General features: G+C 65.4%; 17 protein-coding genes. 8 read left to right on the forward strand and 9 right to left on the reverse strand.

From position 1 onward, the window contains the following. Positions 1-126 precede the first annotated feature (126 nt). The gene (locus tag G6R19_RS16645) at positions 127-1632 is read left to right on the forward strand and encodes an alpha-N-arabinofuranosidase (protein ID WP_163167189.1); all 1506 of its coding nucleotides are present in this window, start codon (positions 127-129) and stop codon (positions 1630-1632) included. Between the two features lies 1 nt (position 1633). After that, entirely contained in the window at positions 1634-2677 is a 1044-nt protein-coding gene (locus G6R19_RS16650) for an arabinan endo-1,5-alpha-L-arabinosidase (RefSeq protein ID WP_240341928.1), read from the forward strand. 3 nt (positions 2678-2680) lie between these two features. On the opposite strand, the gene G6R19_RS16655 is transcribed toward G6R19_RS16650, so the two are convergent. Both G6R19_RS16655 and rsgA read right to left on the reverse strand, forming a co-directional pair. Further along, a complete protein-coding gene (locus G6R19_RS16655; RefSeq protein WP_163166985.1) occupies positions 2681-3706 on the reverse strand; it encodes a LacI family DNA-binding transcriptional regulator in 1026 nt (341 codons plus the stop codon). Between the two features lie 129 nt (positions 3707-3835). Continuing rightward, on the reverse strand, positions 3836-4969 hold the full coding sequence (rsgA, locus tag G6R19_RS16660; RefSeq protein ID WP_163167191.1) for a ribosome small subunit-dependent GTPase A: 1134 nt from the start codon (positions 4967-4969) through the stop codon (positions 3836-3838). Positions 4970-5408: 439 nt separating this feature from the next. Here rsgA and G6R19_RS16665 point away from each other — a divergent pair, with 439 nt between their 5' ends. After that, positions 5409-6053 carry a hypothetical protein gene (locus G6R19_RS16665; protein WP_163166986.1) on the forward strand — a complete coding sequence of 215 codons (645 nt, stop codon included), beginning with the start codon at positions 5409-5411 and terminating at the stop codon, positions 6051-6053. Between the two features lie 69 nt (positions 6054-6122). Here the strand turns inward: G6R19_RS16665 and G6R19_RS16670 are convergent, their stop codons facing one another. After that, positions 6123-6359, reverse strand: a complete 237-nt coding sequence (locus G6R19_RS16670; protein ID WP_138606428.1) for a zinc-ribbon domain-containing protein — start codon at positions 6357-6359, stop codon at positions 6123-6125. Positions 6360-6503: 144 nt separating this feature from the next. Here G6R19_RS16670 and G6R19_RS16675 point away from each other — a divergent pair, with 144 nt between their 5' ends. Further along, complete coding sequence (locus G6R19_RS16675; protein ID WP_163166988.1) at positions 6504-7655, forward strand: GGDEF domain-containing protein; 1152 nt, start codon at positions 6504-6506, stop codon at positions 7653-7655. Between the two features lie 23 nt (positions 7656-7678). Here G6R19_RS16675 and G6R19_RS16680 read toward each other — a convergent pair whose 3' ends face one another. Further along, positions 7679-9211: a SulP family inorganic anion transporter gene (locus G6R19_RS16680; RefSeq protein ID WP_163166990.1), complete on the reverse strand. Its 1533-nt coding sequence runs from the start codon at positions 9209-9211 to the stop codon at positions 7679-7681. Positions 9212-9532: 321 nt separating this feature from the next. On the opposite strand from G6R19_RS16680, the gene mptB reads away from it, so the two are divergent. Beyond that, a complete protein-coding gene (gene mptB / locus G6R19_RS16685) occupies positions 9533-11155 on the forward strand; it encodes a polyprenol phosphomannose-dependent alpha 1,6 mannosyltransferase MptB (RefSeq protein ID WP_163166991.1) in 1623 nt (540 codons plus the stop codon). Position 11156: 1 nt separating this feature from the next. On the opposite strand, the gene G6R19_RS16690 is transcribed toward mptB, so the two are convergent. Together G6R19_RS16690 and G6R19_RS16695 are read right to left on the reverse strand one after the other, a co-directional pair. Next, the gene (locus tag G6R19_RS16690; RefSeq protein WP_240341929.1) at positions 11157-12377 is read right to left on the reverse strand and encodes a glycosyltransferase 87 family protein; all 1221 of its coding nucleotides are present in this window, start codon (positions 12375-12377) and stop codon (positions 11157-11159) included. A 64-nt stretch (positions 12378-12441) separates the two neighbouring features. Further along, a complete protein-coding gene (locus G6R19_RS16695; protein ID WP_163167195.1) occupies positions 12442-13728 on the reverse strand; it encodes a glycosyltransferase family 87 protein in 1287 nt (428 codons plus the stop codon). A gap of 369 nt (positions 13729-14097) precedes the next feature. On the opposite strand from G6R19_RS16695, the gene G6R19_RS16700 reads away from it, so the two are divergent. After that, positions 14098-14310, forward strand: coding sequence for a hypothetical protein (locus G6R19_RS16700; protein ID WP_163166993.1), 213 nt, complete (start codon positions 14098-14100; stop codon positions 14308-14310). Positions 14311-14340: 30 nt separating this feature from the next. On the opposite strand, the gene G6R19_RS16705 is transcribed toward G6R19_RS16700, so the two are convergent. Next, complete coding sequence (locus G6R19_RS16705) at positions 14341-14598, reverse strand: DUF3072 domain-containing protein (RefSeq protein ID WP_163166995.1); 258 nt, start codon at positions 14596-14598, stop codon at positions 14341-14343. Between the two features lie 51 nt (positions 14599-14649). After that, positions 14650-15129, reverse strand: coding sequence for a hypothetical protein (locus tag G6R19_RS16710; protein WP_163166997.1), 480 nt, complete (start codon positions 15127-15129; stop codon positions 14650-14652). Positions 15130-15364: 235 nt separating this feature from the next. Between G6R19_RS16710 and G6R19_RS16715 the strand changes: the two genes are divergently transcribed. After that, entirely contained in the window at positions 15365-16861 is a 1497-nt protein-coding gene (locus G6R19_RS16715; protein ID WP_163166998.1) for an FAD-dependent monooxygenase, read from the forward strand. Between the two features lie 4 nt (positions 16862-16865). Continuing rightward, on the forward strand, positions 16866-17699 hold the full coding sequence (locus G6R19_RS16720) for an oxidoreductase (protein WP_163167000.1): 834 nt from the start codon (positions 16866-16868) through the stop codon (positions 17697-17699). A gap of 27 nt (positions 17700-17726) precedes the next feature. Here the strand turns inward: G6R19_RS16720 and G6R19_RS16725 are convergent, their stop codons facing one another. Next, positions 17727-18116, reverse strand: coding sequence for a VOC family protein (locus tag G6R19_RS16725; protein WP_163167002.1), 390 nt, complete (start codon positions 18114-18116; stop codon positions 17727-17729). Positions 18117-18150 lie beyond the last annotated feature (34 nt).

Raw genomic sequence — 18150 nt, forward strand, 5'->3', positions numbered from 1 at the left:
AACTGCCGTTTTGGCACCCCATAACGACACTTAGCGCTACCTAGTTAGCATCTACAACGTTATAAAGAAAAGGAAAACCCCGTGACCATCACCTCTCCTGCCGCAGAAGACACCACCCTGGCCGTTGTGGCGCCCACCGTCGTCACTATCGACAGGGCCGCTGTTGTGGCACCTGTCAGCCGCCGCATCTTCGGTTCCTTTGTGGAGCACCTTGGCCGCTGCGTTTACAACGGCATTTACGAGCCCGACCATCCCACCGCCAACGAGGACGGCTTCCGGCTGGACGTCATCGAACTGGTCAAGGAGCTGGGGTCGAGCACCATCCGCTACCCGGGCGGCAATTTCGTCTCCGGCTACCGCTGGGAGGACGGCGTTGGCCCGCGCGACCAGCGGCCGGTCCGGCGTGACCTCGCCTGGCACTCGCTCGAGTCCAACCAGGTGGGCCTGGATGAGTTCGCACGCTGGTGCAAGCTCACCGGCTCGGAGCTGATGATGGCCGTGAACCTTGGAACCCGCGGCATCGAAGCCGCCCTCGACCTGCTGGAATACACCAACCACCCCTCGGGGACCGCACTCAGCGAGCAGCGCATCGCCAACGGCGCCAAGGATCCCTACAACATCACCATGTGGTGCCTGGGCAACGAGATGGACGGCCCCTGGCAGATCGGCCACATGTCCGCCGAGGATTACGGAAAGCTCGCGGCCCGCACCGCCTCCGCCATGAAGACTGCGGACAAGAACCTCGAACTCGTAGTCTGTGGCTCCTCCGGATCCTCCATGCCCACATTCGGCGAGTGGGAGCGGGTAGTCCTGGAGCACAGTTACAACTACGTGGACTACATCTCCTGCCACGCGTACTACCAGGAGCGCAACGGCGACCTCGGCTCCTACCTGGCGTCCTCGCTGGACATGCAGTATTTCATCGAGACGGTGGTGGCCACCGCCGACCACGTCAAGCACAAGCTCAAGAGCAAGAAGACCATCCAGCTCTCCTTCGACGAGTGGAACATCTGGTACCTGGACGAGCACCAGGCTTCCGATGAGGTCAACGAGGAATGGACGCACGCACCGCGCCAGCTTGAGGACACCTACTCCGTGGCCGACGCCGTGGTGTTCGGCAACCTGCTGATGACGCTCCTGAAGAACCACGACCGCGTTGCCGCCGCATCCCTCGCCCAACTGGTCAACGTGATCGCGCCCATCATGACCGAACCGGGCGGTGACACCTGGCGGCAGACCACCTTCTTCCCGTTCTCCGTCACGTCCCGCCTCGCGAAAGGCGAAGTGCTCCGCCCCAGGATCGAGGCCGGAACCTACACGACGGCGGTGTACGGCGAGGCCCCGCTGGTGGACTCAGTGGCAACCACCGACGCCGCTACCGGAGAATCGGCCGTCTTCCTGGTCAACCGCAGCCAGACCGAGGCCATCGACGTGACCATCAACGTCTCCGAACTCAACGCGAAGACGGTCACCGAGGCCGTGACCCTGCACGATGAGGACGTTTACGCCAAGAACACCCTTCAGGACCAGAACCGCGTGGGCCTGAAGCAGCTCGGCGGCGCCATCCTGGACGAGGGCACGCTCACCGTGACGCTTCCGCCCGTGTCCTGGTCCGCCGTCGCGCTTGGCTGACGTGGCCCAGCCACAAAGGTCCGCTGCCAGCCGCCCTGCTGCTCAATGGACAGCGGCGCGGCTGGCGGCGGTGCTGGCCGCCGTCGTCCTGGTCCTGACTGGATGCGGTGCTGCGGCGCCAGCGCCCGAGGCAGGCGCTGCCGCCGAACTCAGCGGCGACTTCTTCACCCACGATCCCGCGCTGGTCAAGGGGGAGGACGGCGAACCCTGGTTCATCTACTCCACCGGGAACGGGCAGGTGGCGGACGGCAATATCCAGGTGCGGCGCTCAGACGACGGCGTGAAGTGGGAGTACGCCGGCGAGGTGTGGCCGGAGAAACCCGCCTGGCTCAAGGAAGCGGTGCCTGGCGTGGACAACCTCTGGGCACCGGAACTGTACGAGCACGACGGGACCTGGTACCTGTACTACTCGGCGTCGACGTTCGGGAAGAACCTCTCGGTGATCGCACTGGCCACGAACACCACACTTGACCCTGCCGACCCGGCCTACGAGTGGGTGGACAAGGGGCAGGTGATCTCCTCCAAGGGGGAAAGGTTCAACGCCATCGACCCCGGCATCGCCGAGGATAAAAACGGCATGCCCTGGATGTCCTTTGGCTCCTTCTGGACCGGACTGCAGCTAGTGAAGCTCGAATGGCCGACCGGCCTGCGCGCCGGGACGGAAGAGCCACTAACCATCGCAGACCGGCAAGCGCCGCCCAACGCGATCGAGGCGCCGTACATCCTCCCGCACGACGGCAAGTTCTACCTGTTCTTCTCCCGCGACTTCTGCTGCCAGGGGCTCGAGAGCACGTACAACATCGCCGTGGGGAGGTCGGACAGCATCACCGGTCCGTACCTGGATGCCGAGGGCAAGGAACTGCTCGACGGCGGCGGCACGCCCCTCCTGGCCTCCGACGGCGGGCGTGTGGGGCCGGGCGGGCAGTCCGTTTCCAGCAATACGCTGGCGTTCCACTACTACGCGGAAGAGCTCGACGGCGCCTTCCGCCTGGGGCTTGCCGGGCTGGAGTGGGAGGACGGTTGGCCTAAGGCCCGGTGGGAGTAGGGCCTACGCGGCGCCGGCCGCGCTGCCCATGGTCGATTCCCTGGCCACCACCCGGAACGCCGTCTCGACTTCCCGGGGCGGTGTTCCGGCAGGGTCCTTGATCCGCTCGAGCAGCATACGGATGGCGGTCTCCGCGATCTCCGTGCGGCCGGGATCAACAGTGCTCAGGGTGGGAAGCGTGTAGCGGGTTTCGTCGAGGTCATCGAAGCCAATCACGGCGACGTCGTCCGGGACCCGGTAACCTGCTTCCTGCAGGACGCGCACCGCGCCCTGGGCAAGGGTGTCATTCAGGCCGAATACGGCGTCGAAGGACACTCCGCGGTCCAGGAGGTCGTGCATGGCTGCGGCACCGTTGGACCGGTGCCAGTCCACCACATAGGCGACGATCCCGTCGTCGTACGGGATGCCCCGGGCCTCAAGCGCCTCCCGGTACCCCCGCAGGCGAAGCCCCGCGGAGCCGATGACTTCGCCCTCATGGGCGCCGACGACCGCAATGCGTTTCCGGCCGAGGTCCAGCAGGTGCTCGGTAGCGGCGCGCGCGGCCGGAACATTCTGCATGGTGACGTGGTCTGAAGAACTATCGAAGATGCGCTCGCCGAGGAGGACAATCGGCACGTCAGCCTTGATCAGGTCCGCATCTTCCTGGCCAAGTGCCAGCGGGCTGAAGATCAGGCCATCGGACATTTTGAGCCGGGGGCTGGCCATCACCTCCAGCTCGCGCTTGCGGTCCGCGCCGGTTTGTTCAATGAGCACCACCAGCCCGCGCTTCGCCGCCGCTTCGATCACGGCGTCGGCCAGTTCCGCGAAATAGGGAAGGCGCAATTGCGGCAGCGCCAGGGTGATGGCCCCGGTGTGCCCGGAGCGCAGGCTCCGGGCGGTCAGGTTGGGCCGGTAGCCCAGCTCTGCGATCGCCTTTTCCACTTTGGCCCGGGTGGTGTCCCGGACATGGGGGTGGTGGTTGATCACGTTGGAGACGGTCTTGAAGGACACGCCTGCCACGCGGGCCACGTCGTGAAGAGTCGCCGCCATCCCTGCCCCCTGCTCCTGCTGCGGCCCGCAGGCCAGTACCTGCGATTTTACAACGTTGAATCGATATCTCGTGTGCAGGTTGCGCCAGGGGCGGGCCGCCCAGGACACAGAACTGGGCGGCCCGCGTCCTCAACGGCGCTTCCGGCCTGACCGGTCCTTCCGCTCTGCTGTCTCCCGCTCGGCCCACCGCTGGGACTTCCCGGCCGACACCACCTTCTGGTGCCACTCCCGCTGGTAGGCGCGCTCCGCCGCGGCGTCGCTCCGGCGGGCCAGGGCGGCCAGCTCACGCTGCAGCTTCAGGTAGTTGTGCCAGCGGCGTTCCTCCAGCACGCCGCCGGCCATGGCTTCCTGCACGGCGCAGCCGGGCTCGCCCTGGTGGGCGCAGTCCGAAAACCTGCACCGGCCTGCCAGTTCCTCGACATCGCCGAACATCTCGCCGATGCCGTCCTCGGCGTCGAACAATCCGAAGCCCCGCACACCGGGCGTGTCCATCAGGACCGTCCCGTTCCGAAGCGGCACAAGTTCCCGCGACGTTGTGGTGTGTTTGCCCTTGAAGTCGCCGGCCCGCACCTCCCCGGTGTCCTGGACGTCGCGGCCCACCATCGCATTGATGAGTGTGGACTTTCCGGCGCCGGAGGGTCCCAGAAGGACGATGGTGCCGCCCGCCGGAATGTGTGCCAGCAGTTCGTCGATGCCGTCCCCGCTCTCCGCGGACGTGGTCACCACGTCCACGCCTGCGGCCTGCACCATGACTTTCCCGACGACGTCGTCCGCCACCTCGGCGAGGTCCGCCTTGGTGATGATCACCAGGGGAGTGGCGCCGGAGTCCCACGCCGCCACGAGGGTGCGCTCCAGCCGGTTGTGCGTCAGCGGCCGGTCCACCGGCACCACCACGCCCACCATGTCCATGTTCGCACCCAGGACCTGCGCCGCGGAGGAGTCCTCGAAGGCGCGCTTGCGGCTGAGCTCCGAGCGGCGGGGAAGGACGCCCAGGATCTGGCGCTCGCCGGCCCGGTTGGGTCCGATCCAGACCCAGTCTCCGGTGACTGCTGCTTCTCCGGTCAGCGGATAGGGCAGGTGCAGGAGGTCCCCGCCAGCTGCCACCAGTAACAGGTTGCGGTCCACGCGGACCACCCGTCCCGGCTCGGTTGCGTCCGGGAGGGCATGATTCTGGAAGTGCCGGGCAACGGCGGGCGTATATCCGTAGGGGACAGGGCCCTTGCTGGTTGAAGCCGAAGTGCCCGACGTGGTGTTGCTTGACATGCTGATGCTGTCCAGGGCGCTGCCTGCAGATGTTTTCACTGTGATACCTCGGGGTATTACCCCTGCGCACCGGCCGCTTTCGGCTTTGGTGTTAGGCGCTCCGCGGAGAAGTCAAGCGGCGCCGGTGCGGTACAGGGGAAGGGTCTGGATGATGGGTGCGGAGCGCATTGGGCGCACGGCTGTGACAGTCATCGAAAACACCTCCCTTTCCCGAAAAGGGGACTGGTAACAAGTCCCCTGTTTGAGCCGAACGGCTTCAGCCCGGCGAGCACCTGGCGACGTGGTGCCGGCCCGGCTTTACTCTAGCTGCCGGCAGCCGGATGAACCAGAGCTGTATTGCCGTCAGGGCCGGCCAGCCCGCGCCGTTCCAAGGTTTTCCCAGCCTCGCATTTCTACGATCCGAGGATCGTGAGGACTCTCAGGCTGGGAAAGAGGCGCCATGAAAAAGACAGCACTCGGAGTTCTGGCTCTAGCCGGGACACTGTCCATTCAGCTCGCTGGCGCCGGACCGGGCATCGCGGGGGAGCCGCGTGTCATTACGAAAACCGTGGCAACAGGGGAGGCGATGACCGCGGAATATGACCACACGAATGGCTGTATACGGACGACGGTCAGCGTGTTCGGCAGCGTTTACACGGTCCGCGGATCAACTGCCCCTGAGAAGCTGGGCTTTGTGTCGGTCACCCAGGACAACACCTGCACAGGCACCACGCTGATTAACGGGTTTGGGGAGACATTGACGCTGGAAATGGACTCTCCAAACGGGTTGTCCAGGGGACGCCTGAAGATGTCCATGGAATTCACCAACTTTGCAGACCCCAGCAATCCAGTAAATTCGCAGTTGACGGCCGATATGTCCTTCCGGGCCACGGCTGAAGCGGACAGGACGCGGGTAAAGTCCAAGTCCGCTTCGGCGGGTATCCGTTTTGTCTCGTCGGCAGATACCAGGAGCCGGCCCGTCTCCTCCACCGGCACCATAAAACTCGGGGCTCAAACTGTGGTTTCGCCGGGCACACCGGCGTACTACGGGATGCTCGCCTCGATGGTAAGCAAAGACAAAACAGTAGCCCGCTCCGTGAAGTAGCGCCCGGCAGCCCGTCTTTCCGGGCTTCAGTGCGCTTCACCGGCGGAACGAACGGGAAACGGTACGGTTTTAGCGCTGAAGTTCCAGAGCCCGCTTTTCCCGTGCGGAGATTCGCGAGACGTAGCCGCAGTTAGTACACGTGATCTGGTAGGACCGTGACGTAGTGAACACCGGAATGAAGAAGAGCGTGAACTTGGTGGCCCGCTCCTCGAGGTGGTGGTGGACAAACGAGCGGCAGTACTGGCAGGTGGCAGGTTTGCCGGGGAGCGCCTTAAGCACTGTCTTGAAACCGAAGAGAAGGAGCATGGCTTTGCCTTTCGGGTCTGTCCTGCGGGCTATCTGACAACCCTAAGCCCTGGAAAAGGTCCTGCCGATAGCCTGACAGGCTCCCCGGCCGGTGCAATACTGGGGGTCATTCGCGCGTTTCGGCATCGGGGGGACTTCGGTTACATGGTTCTGGATACCGCCACGCTGAGAATTGCGTTTGGCCTGATGGCCCTGGTTCTGGTGTTCCTCTTCTACTTCTCCGCCTATCGGACCACGCGCTCGCCGTACAGCGGCTGGTGGTGCCTGGCCCTTATCTTCTTCCTCGCCGGGTCTGCCTGTTACCTGCTGGACGGGACGGCCCACCAGATCTGGGCCAACCCGGCGGGCAACGTGCTGCTGGTGCACGGCGGGGTGGCGGTCTGGGCGGGTGCACGTTCGCTGCGCACAGTTCCGCCGCCGAAGTGGGCATTCACCGGCATCCCGCTGGTTACCCTGGTCGCCTCGGTGGTGGACAATCCGGCCACCAACACGTGGTCCGGAGGGCCCGTGTTCCTCGCCGCGATGGGCATCACCATAGGGCTGGCGGCCCGGGAGCTGTGGCGCCTGGAGCCGGGCTATTCGCGGGTGCGGATTCCCATGGCCGTATCCGCCGGAGGACTCGCGGTCTTCTACTTCTTCCGCTGGCTGGCGTTTGTGGTGGAGGGCCAGGACGGGCCCATCTTCGTCACGGTCTTCGGCTCCGCCGTGACCACCCTGATCACAATGGTGCTGCTGGTGGTGGTCTCGTTCAGCATGGCCGCGCTCAGCAGCGAACAGCAGACCAGGGCCCTGCGGGTGGTCGCTTCCCGCGACGACCTCACCGGGCTCCTCAACCGCAAGGCCTTTTTGGATCTTGCTGCCGAGCAGTTGGCGGACCGTACCATTACCCGGGGTTCGGGCACCCTCATCCTGGCCGACCTGGACCACTTCAAATCCGTCAACGATACCTATGGCCATGCCGCCGGGGACCTCGCCCTCCAAGCCTTCGCGGACGCCTGCACGGCGACGGTCCGATCCACGGACCTGGTGGGAAGGTACGGAGGGGAAGAGTTTGTCCTTCTTTTGCCCGGTACCAGTGCAGAACGGGCCGAAACGATTGCCGAAGAAATCAGCCGGCGCCTGGCGGCGGCACCATCGGTGGACGGGATGGACATGCCCACCGTCAGTTACGGGATTTCCACGTACGACGACGGCACCAGCGACGTGTACGACCTGATCGCTACCGCGGACGGCGCCTTATACATGGCGAAGTCACTGGGCCGGAACCGGACTGCCCGCAGCGACCGGAAGGGCTAGGGCGGTCAGCGGTGCCCAGGCCGTCAACCGCCGGCGTTAAGCTTTCCGGCCAGCCGCTCGCGCATCTGGACGCTGGCCGAGTTCAGGCCGAGCAACTCCACCTCCCGGCCGTGGCGGCGGTACTTCTCGGTTACGGCGTCGAGCACGGCGATGGTGGAGGCGTCCCACAGGTGCGAGGCGTGCAGGTCCACCACCACCCGGCTGATCTCCGGCTCCGCGTCCAGGGCGTACTCGAACTGCATGTACAGATCATTGGACGAGGCAAAAAACAGCTCGCCATCCACCGTGTACGTGGCTACGTTTTCGCCGTTGATCTCGAGCACCGTCCGTTCAACGGTGACAAAGTGGGCCACCCGCCGCGCGAACATGGCCATGGCGGCCAGCACGCCGACGCCGACGCCAATGGCCAGGTTGTGCGTCGCCACCACCACACCCACCGTGATCAGCATGACGGCGGTTTCCGACTTGGGCATCCGCCGCAGCGTCCGGGGGGCGATGGAGTGCCATTCGAAGGTGATGGCCGAAACGAAGATCATTACCGCTACCAGGGCTGCCATGGGGATGAGGCCCACCACGTCACCCAGCACCACCACGAGGACCAGCAGGAAGACGCCGGCGAGGAAAGTGGATACGCGGCTGCGCGCTCCGGAGCCCTTGACGTTGATCATCGTCTGGCCGATCACAGCGCAGCCACCCATGCCGCCGAGGAACCCGGTGACGATGTTGGCAACTCCCTGCCCCCATGATTCCCGGGTCTTGTTGGAACGGGTGTCCGTGATGTCGTCCACCAGCTTGGCGGTCATCAGGGATTCGAGCAGTCCCACCAGCGCCATGGACAGCGAAAACGGCGCCAGGACCTGGAAGGTCTCCCAGGTCAACGGGACGTTCGGGAGGAAGAAGCCAGGCAGGCTTTCCGGCAGCTGGCCCTTGTCATTGACCGTTGGCACGTCGACGCCCGCGAGTACAGCGACCACTGTGAGCACCACGATGGCAACCAGGGGCGAGGGCACCGCCGTCGTAATCCTTGGCAGCCCCACCACGATGACCAGGCCGGCGGCGACGAGTGGGTAGACCAGCCAGGGGACGCCGATCAACTCCGGCAACTGGGCCATAAAGACCAGGATGGCCAGCGCGTTGACGAATCCCACCATGACGGAGCGGGGGATGAAACGCATCAGCCGGGTGACACCGGCTACCGCGAGCAGGATCTGGAAGACGCCAGCCAGGATGACTGCCGCAATCAGGTGGTCCAGGCCGTGGCTGCGCATCAGCGGAGCAATCACCAGCGCCACGGCCCCGGTGGCGGCCGAGATCATCGCCGGCCGGCCGCCCACAAACGAGATGGTCACCGCCATGGTGAAGGAGGCGAAGAGGCCGATCCGCGGGTCCACGCCCGCAATCACCGAGAACGCGATGGCCTCCGGAATGAGCGCCAGCGCCACCACCAACCCGGCCAGGGCTTCCGTCTTCAGCCGCCGCGGGGAGCGCAAGGTGGCGCGTACGGACTGCAGTTGCTGGGGCGAGGGCGCCCTGTTCTCTGCGGTGGAAACAGCCATGGTCCGGCTCCAATCGGGTATCGGAAACGCGGCAGCAGGGGAGGCGCGCGCCTTCGCAGTGAGTGGTGGTCAGGAAGGATGGCGCTGCCTTGCGCCGGAGTGGGAGAGTCGGCCGGGGCACCAGCGGTTTGCGGCGCCCGAACTCTCCAACTTTACGCCGAGCCGCGGGGGAGCCTGCACGTGGGCATGTTGTCAAACTGTGGCTTCCTGCGGCCCGTCATCCGGAAGCAGCGGGAAGCTTGACTGGTAAAATGGCGGGGTTGCAGGGCGGCCTTTTCGCTGGTGCAACCAGCGCCGTAACGAAGTAGGGGACCAACAATCATGACGGAAGGCGGTGCACACCTCGGGACGTCGGAAAGCCAGCCAGGCTTGCCGGCAACCGCCGTCACCGAGCCCGCCAGGCGCCGCGCCTACGTGGCCATCATTGAGGGGTTCCTCGGCGCCCTCATGATGTTCGTCGGTTCCATCGGCACCGGCTGGATCGCCAACGGCTCGCCCATGATCCGCCAGCCTGTGGTCATCGCGCTCCGTACAGAAGGCTGGGGAGTGACGGTTTCCACCATCCTGCTGACGGCGGGCGCCATGGTGCTGATGCGTTCGTGGCTCCGGCTGGGGCAACGGCTGGGTGATTGGGGCAAATCGTCTCTTCGTTCCGTTGTTATCGCCATCTCTGCCTGGTCCCTGCCGCTGCTTTTCTGCGTGCCGGTTTTTTCCCGCGACGTCTACGCGTACACGGGCCAGGGCCGGCTGGTGATGGAGGGCCAAAACCCGTACGAGGTGGGCATTTCCACGCTCAACAACTGGTTCTCGCTCGGGGCAGATCCTGCCTGGGCGGAGAACAGGACCCCGTACGGTCCGTACTTCCTGTGGCTGGCGCGCGCCGTCGTAGGGCTGACCGGAGCCCAGCCCGATGTTTCCGTGCTGCTCTTCCGCCTTCTCGCCGGCGCCGGCGTCCTCCTCTGCGTCATCTACGTGCCGAAGCTGGCGGAGCTGCACGGCATCAACGGTGCCCGGGCACTGTGGATCTCCGTGGCCAACCCCCTGTTCCTGATCAGCTTCATTGCCAGCGCACACAATGATGCACTCATGGTGGGGCTCGCCGTCGCCGGCGTCTACTTCGCGGCAACGCGCCGCTACCTGCTGGGCATCCTGCTGGTCACCGCCTCCATCGGCATCAAACCCATCACTGTGCTCCTGCTGCCGTTCATCGGGGTCATGTGGGCGGGCCCCTCTGCCTCGTGGCTGCGCAAGTTCCTGATCTGGGGCGCGACGGCGGGTATCAGCTTCGGCGTCCTGGCCCTCAGCGGCATCCCGTACAACCTGGGGCTGGGCTGGACCTGGGCCATCATGGATCCCACTCCCGGCTATACCGGTTACTCGCCGTCAGGCTTCCTGGGCCAGCAGGTGGAGTTCCTGGCCAATGTGCTGGGGCTGCCGGGCGGGACATTTGCCACCCTGCTGCGGACGGGCATGAAGTATGCGGCCATCGCGCTGGTCCTGCTGTTGATGTTCCGCGGGGACTACTCCCGGGCGGTGCGCCGGATGGCCCTGGCGTTCACCGCCGTGGTGATGCTGTCACCCATCATCCAGCCCTGGTACATCCTGTGGTTCCTGCCGTTCCTGGCTGTTACCGGCATCCGGGACGACTGGCAGATCCGGTCGCTGTACGTGGGCGTCACCTTCTTTGTGGTGTTCGGGGCGCAGGACCAGCTCTCCGTGTGGTCCTTCGTTGAGCTGCCCATCGACGCCTCATCCCTGGCGTTCGTGACGGCCCTGGGGTTCACGTTCTACCTTTTATTCCTCGATGTGCATACACGAAAACTGCTGATTGAAGCCAAGCCGCTGGACCTCGCAAGGCGGGGCTGGAACTGGATCAGCTCGAGGCGTGAGGTGCGCCGCCTCCGCGCCGAACAGCCCGATCGGCAGCAGCTCGGAAGCCGCTGAGCTAGGCTCCGGCAGGCACTGCGGCAGCAGACTTCCGGCCCAGCTCGGCCGTCCGCTTCACCGACCACCAGAGCAGCACCACCAGAAGCACATTGCGGGTGGTGAGGATGGCCGCCATTACCGGGTGGGCATGAATGAGCGGTGTATAGAAGAGGGGATAGATCACGAAAGTGGTCATGGCGATCCCCATCAGCAGGGCAGCGGGGACCTTCCAGCGGTCCCAGTCGTGGGTGAGGCCGGCAATGATTACCGGTGCCAGCCAGATAATGAACTGCGGGGAACCCACCTTGTTGAACACGATGAACGCGGTGACCATCATGAGGGAACCCTCAAGGAACAGTTCCTCGCGTTCGGCACCGCGGTTCATCGCGCGGACCAGCAGGACAGCCGCTCCCACCGCCGCGAGGATGAGGAGCGGCTGCATCAGGAACGCCGCAGTGCTGGCGCCCGGGCCGTAAACCTCGGTGGAGTTGATGGCGGTGTTGTCCGCCATTTTTGAACCCGCAATGTTGAAGACGCTCAGCCACACCCACGGCGTGGAGAAGGTTGCTTCGAGCTGCATGCCGCGCTCGCCCTGGTTGGTGAGGAAGTCCATGATGTGCGGCAGCCCGCCGGACAGCCACGTTCCCAGGGCGACAACGGCCGTCACCACCACCCCTGAGAGGACCACCTGGATCCGTTTCTGGCTGGCAATAACGATGGGCGCCAGCACCGCGGCCGGCCACACCTTGATCCAGGTGGCAATGCTCAGCAGGATGCCCGCCACCACCGGCCGCTGCGCCGCATACAGGAGGGCAATCAGCACGATGGGTGCGGTAATGCCCTCCACCCTCGCAAAGCTGAGGTAGCCCATAAAGACGGTGAAAAACAGCCACCACCATGCCGGGGCCACGCCGCTCACTTTCCGCGGACCGCGGGTCAGGAAGGCAAGCCCGACGGCATTGAGGGCCGTGATGATCAGGAACCAGACCAGGAGGTACAGGCCTGGCCCGGCGATGTTCGCGAGGAAGATGGGGATCTGCGCCAGCACCGGGTACACCCACGGGCTGATCTTCCCATCGAGGTTCTCCGGGTTGTAGCCGTCCGTGGCCCACTGGCGGTACTGCTCGGTGTCGCTGAAGGTCTCGCCGTGCAGGAAGAAGGACGCCATCCAGCCCAGGAAGTAAAGATGGACGACGGCGAAACCCCACCACACGCTGGACGGGCGCGCGAACCAGTCCACTACTTTTGCGGGAACGAATTTCGTGCGGACGCTGACCAGCCGGTCGAAGAACTTCGTGGAAATCTTAGGACTCCTTCAGCGCGGGAGCGGCTGCAGGCGTCTTTTTGCCCAGCGAGTAGAGGCGCCGGACGCTCCAGAGGAACAGGACCACCAGGAGGACGTTGCGGATGGTCAGCACTAGGGCCATCCACGGGTTGTTGTGGCTGAGCGCGTCGTAGAACAGGGGGTAGATGAAGTAGGTGGCCACGGCGATGACGATCAGCATGGCCGCCGGGACCCGCCATTCCCGCCAGCTGTGCGCCAGCCCGACGGCGACTGCCGGGGCGAGCCACACCATGAACTGCGGGGAGCCCACTTTGTTGAAGACCACGAACGCGGTGGCCAGAGTCAGGGCGCCGGCCAGGAGCAGTTCGGTGCGGTCTGCCCCGCCGCTGACTTTGCCGTTGTGCTGGTTGCCGTTATGCAGCGCCCAGAACGTCAGGCCGGCCACCAGCAGGGCGGCCAGGATCAGGAGGGGCTGCATCAGCACGGACATCAGGGCGGTGCCGGGGCCGTCCACCTGCATGGAGTTGATATCCGTGTTCATGTACATGCGGGAATCGCCGATGTTCAGGACGGACAGCCAGAGCCACGGCGTGGTGAAGGTGGCCTCGAGCTGCATGCCGCGGTCGCCCTGCTGGGTGAGGAAGTTCAGGAGCTTCGGAAGGCTGCCTGCCGCAGCAGCCAGCGCAACCACAACCGCCGACGTCGCAATTCCGGCAAGCACCACCAGGATCCGGTTCTTGACGACGGCGAACAGGGCCAGCATGACAGCAGCCGGCCAGACCTTCACCCAGGTGCCGACGGCCAGCAGGACGGAGGCGATGAACGGCCGGCCCACGCCGTAGGCGAGGGCCACCAGGACCAGCGGCGCCGTGAGGCCGTCCACGCGGGCGAAGCCGAGCCAGCCCATGAGGAAGGTGAAGACCAGCCACCACCAGCCGGCAGGGATGGCCTGGCGGTCCCGGCCCCGGTTGGTGAGTTTCAGCAGGGCCCAGCCGTTGAGCACTGTGGTCATCAGGACCCAAAGGAAAAAGAACGGCCCGGGACCGGCAACGCCTGCGATGGCCATGGGGATCAGCGCGAGGATGGGGTAAACCCAGGGGCTGGGACCGCCGGTGAGGTTGGCGTCGTCGAACCCGGCCATGGCCCAGTCACGGTAGATGAACGTGTCACTGAAGGCCTCGCCGCGGAGCGAGAGTGAAGCGGCGAAGACCAGGAAGACCAGGTGCACCACGATGAATCCGGCAAGCAGTCCCCGCCCGGTATTCAGCCGATCCCGAACCGGTGCCGGGATGAGGAGGTTGCGCATCCGGGTGAGATTGCCGAAGAAAGCGTCGGTGGAAATGGCGGAATCCTTGTCAGGTCGTTGCACAGCAAGGTCGTTGCGCAATGGTGCACGGGTCATGCCGGGAGGCTTCTCCGGGGCATTGGAGGCGTTCAAAAACAGCTTCCACTCCCCATCAACTCTAAGTGACCATGCCTAGGGGCCCGTAATTGTTGTGCTTGCTCGATGAAGTGCGTGCCGCTGACCTGCGGTTCTAAATTAGTTGATTTTTCAAGTTGCTGGCGGGGCGATGCTAGGGCATCATAAACGGGGCACACCAAGTGCCTCACGGCGTCAGCAGTTCGGGGGAGCGGAAGACGCCTGCGCAACCCCAACCATTAAGGCCTACCCCACATGACCGCTCACAACTTCCCACTGACCCTGACCATCGCCGACCGCGAGAGCATGGACAGCCAGCTCGACGCCGCCGTCACGGCCGCCAAGGCCCACGCGCTCGCTGAAAAGCGCCACGGCATCCTGGTGACACGGCACGGCGTGGACAAGTTCACGGTCGCCCTCAGCGAGGCCGTCCCCTTTGGCCTCACCCGCGAGCACCAGGCCTGGTAGCCCGGCCGCGCCTGTTTCCCTGACGGCGCTTTACCCTCCGGCGTTGCCGGAGTCGTCTCCGGAGAGCCGTCCGCTGCGCCCCTGGAGCCGGTCGATGTGCTTGGATGCCTCGGCCTTGCTGAGGTCCGCCGGAAGTTCTTCGCCTGCTTCACGGGCCAGCGTATCCAGGTAGCTTCGCTGTGCCGCCGTCATTGGCTCGTCGCCGGTCACCCAGTCTTCCGGGTCCCGGTTCAGGCCTGCATCCGGTTCAGGGGTGGGGCTGCCGATGGTTTCCTTGTTATCACTCATGCCTGAAATTCTAGGCGCCGGGTACCCCCACGCCCCGGCAGGCTCCGAAGGTTATCTGTACCACCCGACGGAACGGTCGTAACTGGACACAAGCGCACCCGTTCCGGGTACGCCGTCCCCGCCGGCAGGGAAATAGATGGCCCCGAACTCGGCGCCCTGGGCTTCGATCCGTGCCCGCGCCCAACTCTTGGCCTCCTCGATGTCCTTGTGCGGGATGCTTTCCCGTGTGCTGTGGCCTGCGCCGAGATGGATGTCCAGTTGATACTCCCCCTCCTGAGAGGCACTGGCATGGTGGGCGCGGTCTTGTTCATCGCGCCTGCTGACCATCACTTCAGCTGCGGCATGGAGAATCGACGACTCCCTGGCGTCGCTGCCATGCTGCCGCTGTTCGATCCGGAGGCCTGAGACCACATTCTCCACGGTGTCCTCATCGCGGACTACGTAGACAGCTTCGTCGACGTCAGATTCTGACCCCCCGATGCTTTTCAGGTTCTGCATAAATTGCTCGGAGCTGGACTGTGTGGAGTTCATGCACCCTCCCTGAGGGCTATTCGCGGCGAGTGCCGACCCCACCCACACTAGACCTATATGGGTGCCTCAAACCGGTACTCCTGGGGATGCTTTGGACGGCGGCAACGGCAGGCGGAAAAGAGGCTGAATCACTCCTTCCATTTCCACTGTATCCCCCGGCGTGGGGCTTGCGGCAAGGCCCGGGCGGGGCCGCATAATCGCAGGTGCCACAACCTCGAGAGCGGGAGCACAAGCGATGCGTAATCATGCAGTGGTGATTGTCGGGGGAGGCCCCACCGGGTTGATGCTGGCCGGTGAGCTGGCACTGGCGGGAGTTGACGCGGCCATTGTGGAACGGCGTGCCACCCAGGACCTCCCAGGTGCCCGTGCCGGTGGCCTTCACGCCCGGACCATCGAAGTCCTGGACCAGCGCGGCATCGCCGGCCGGTTCCTCGCTGAGGGCCAGGTGGCCCAGGTGGCCGGATTTGCGATGACCCGCCTGGACATCAGCGACTTTCCCACCCGCCATCCCTACGGTCTGGGGCTGTGGCAGAACCACATCGAACGCATCCTGGCGGGCTGGGTAGCCGAGCTGGCCGTGACGTTCTACCGCGGCCAAGAGGTGACAGGCCTCGCGCAGGACGCTGCCGGCGTCGACCTTTACCTCGAGGACGGCAGGACACTGCGGGGAGACTACGTAGTGGGGTGCGACGGCGGCAGGAGCCTGGCGCGCAAGGCGGCGGGCATCGGGTTCCCCGGCTGGGATCCCACCACCAGCGCGCTCATCGCGGAGGTGGAGATGACCGGCGTTCCTGAATTTGGTGTGCACCAGAATCCTTTCGGTATTCATTCCTTTGGCCGGCGGGAGTACGAAATCGTGGACGGCAAGGTTGTCTATGCGGACAGCGGGCCGGTGGGGGTGATGGTGACCGAGGAACACGTGGGGCCGTCCTCCGAGCCGACCCTGGAGGACCTCAAGGCGGCGCTGATTGCCGTCTGCGGCACCGATTACGGGGCCCACAGCCCCACCTGGATTTCCCGCTTCACGGACATGACACGGCAGGCTGCGGCGTACCGCGCGGGCCGGATCCTGCTGGCTGGTGATGCCGCGCACGTCCATGCCCCGGACGGCGGGCAGGGCTTGAACATCGGAGTGCAGGACGCGGTGAACCTGGGCTGGAAGCTGGGGCAGGTGGTCAAAGGGGCCGCCCCGGAAACCCTCCTGGACACCTACCAGGCGGAGCGCCACCCTGTGGCTGCGCGGGTGCTGCGCAACACGATGGCGCAGAGCGCCCTCCGGCGCCCGGATCCAAGGATCAAGGCAGCCGGCGAGGTGGTGTCCGAGTTGCTCGGCATGGAGGAGCCGCGCAGGCGGTTCGCCGGGATGCAGTCTGGCCTGGACGTCCATTACGACCTTGGCGAGGGCCACCCGCTGCTCGGACGCCGGATGCCCGACGTCGACCTCTCCACTGCGGATGGCGCGCTGACCGCCTATGCTCTGCTGCACGACGCCCGGCCGCTGCTGTTGAACCTTGGTGCTCCGGGCGTCTTCGACAACGTGCAGCGGCCCGGAAGCCTGAAAGTGGTTGATGCCCAGTACAACGGCTCTTGGGAACTGCCGGTCCTCGGCGAGGTTCCTGCTCCCGCCGCTGTCCTGGTCCGGCCGGACGGCTACGTCGCGTGGGTGGGCGAGGGAACGGACGCAGGGCTTGCGAAAGCTCTGGCCACCTGGTGCGGATCCGCCCTAGGTTAGGGGCATGACCACCAAGACGGCACTTGTTACAGGAGCATCCTCAGGAATCGGTGAGGCCACTGTCCGGAAGCTGCAGGGCCTCGGCTGCATCGTGTACGGGGCGGCCCGGCGCACGGACCGGCTGCAGGGACTGGCGGCCGACGGCATCCGGCCGCTTGCCATGGACGTGACCGACGATGCGTCGATGAGCGCGGGCATTGAGCAGATCATTGCCGATACCGGCCGCATCGACGTCCTGGTCAACAACGCCGGCTACGGCTCGTATGGCGCGCTGGAGGACGTGCCTATCAACGAGGGCCGCCGGCAGTTCGAGGTCAACGTCATCGGCGCGATCCGGCTGGCGCAGCTGGTCCTGCCGCACATGCGCGGGCAGCGTTCGGGCACCATCGTGAACGTCACCTCGATGGGCGGCAAGATCTACACCCCGCTGGGCGGCTGGTATCACGGGACGAAGTTCGCCCTCGAGGCTCTCAGCGACTGCCTCCGCCTGGAGGTCAAGCCCTTCGGCATAGATGTGGTGGTCATCGAACCGGGCGGCATCGCCACCGAGTGGGGCGACATCGCGGCGGACAACCTGGAGGCGACATCCGGGCACGGACCTTACGCCCCGCAGGCGGAGGCGGTGGCCCGGACGTTGAGGGCGGAATCGACCGGGAACCGGAACTCGCCGCCGTCGGTGGTGGCGGACGCGATCGGGAAGGCGGTGACCGCCGCGAAGCCGAAGACCCGCTACGCGATGGGCTTCGGCGCCAAGCCCCTGATTACGGCCCGCAGCCTTCTCGGTGACCGCCAGTTCGACGCTGTGATCAGCCGGGCGATCGGGCTGCCGCACAGCTGAGGGCCGGCGAGCCCGGTCCGTCAACCGTTAGAGGTGCGCATCCCTGACCTCCGGCGGTGTGGCGCCCTGGAGGACCCAGCGGTTGCCATCCGGATCGGCGAAGTGGGCAAACAACACGCCACCCATGTCCTGGACGTCGCTGATGTCCGCGCCCCGGCGGAGGAGTTCGTCGCGCGTGGCGCCCATGTCCGGCACCACCAGCTGCAACCCCTCCAGGCTGCCCGGCGGCATGGCTGTCATACCGGTGCCGATAACGATGGACGCAGCCGAACCCGGAGGCGTCAGCTGGACCACCCTCATTCCGGGAACGTGCTCCACATCGTGGTCGAGCACGAAGCCGAGCTTCTCCGTGTAGAAGGACTTTGCCCTGTCCACATCGGACACGGGTACCTGCACAACCTCAAGGCGCATCTCCATTGGCCCACAGTACCTTTCGTTACTCCATGCTTCG

This window comes from Arthrobacter sp. Alg241-R88 (assembly GCF_900537115.1).
In the GTDB taxonomy this organism is placed as follows: domain Bacteria; phylum Actinomycetota; class Actinomycetes; order Actinomycetales; family Micrococcaceae; genus Arthrobacter.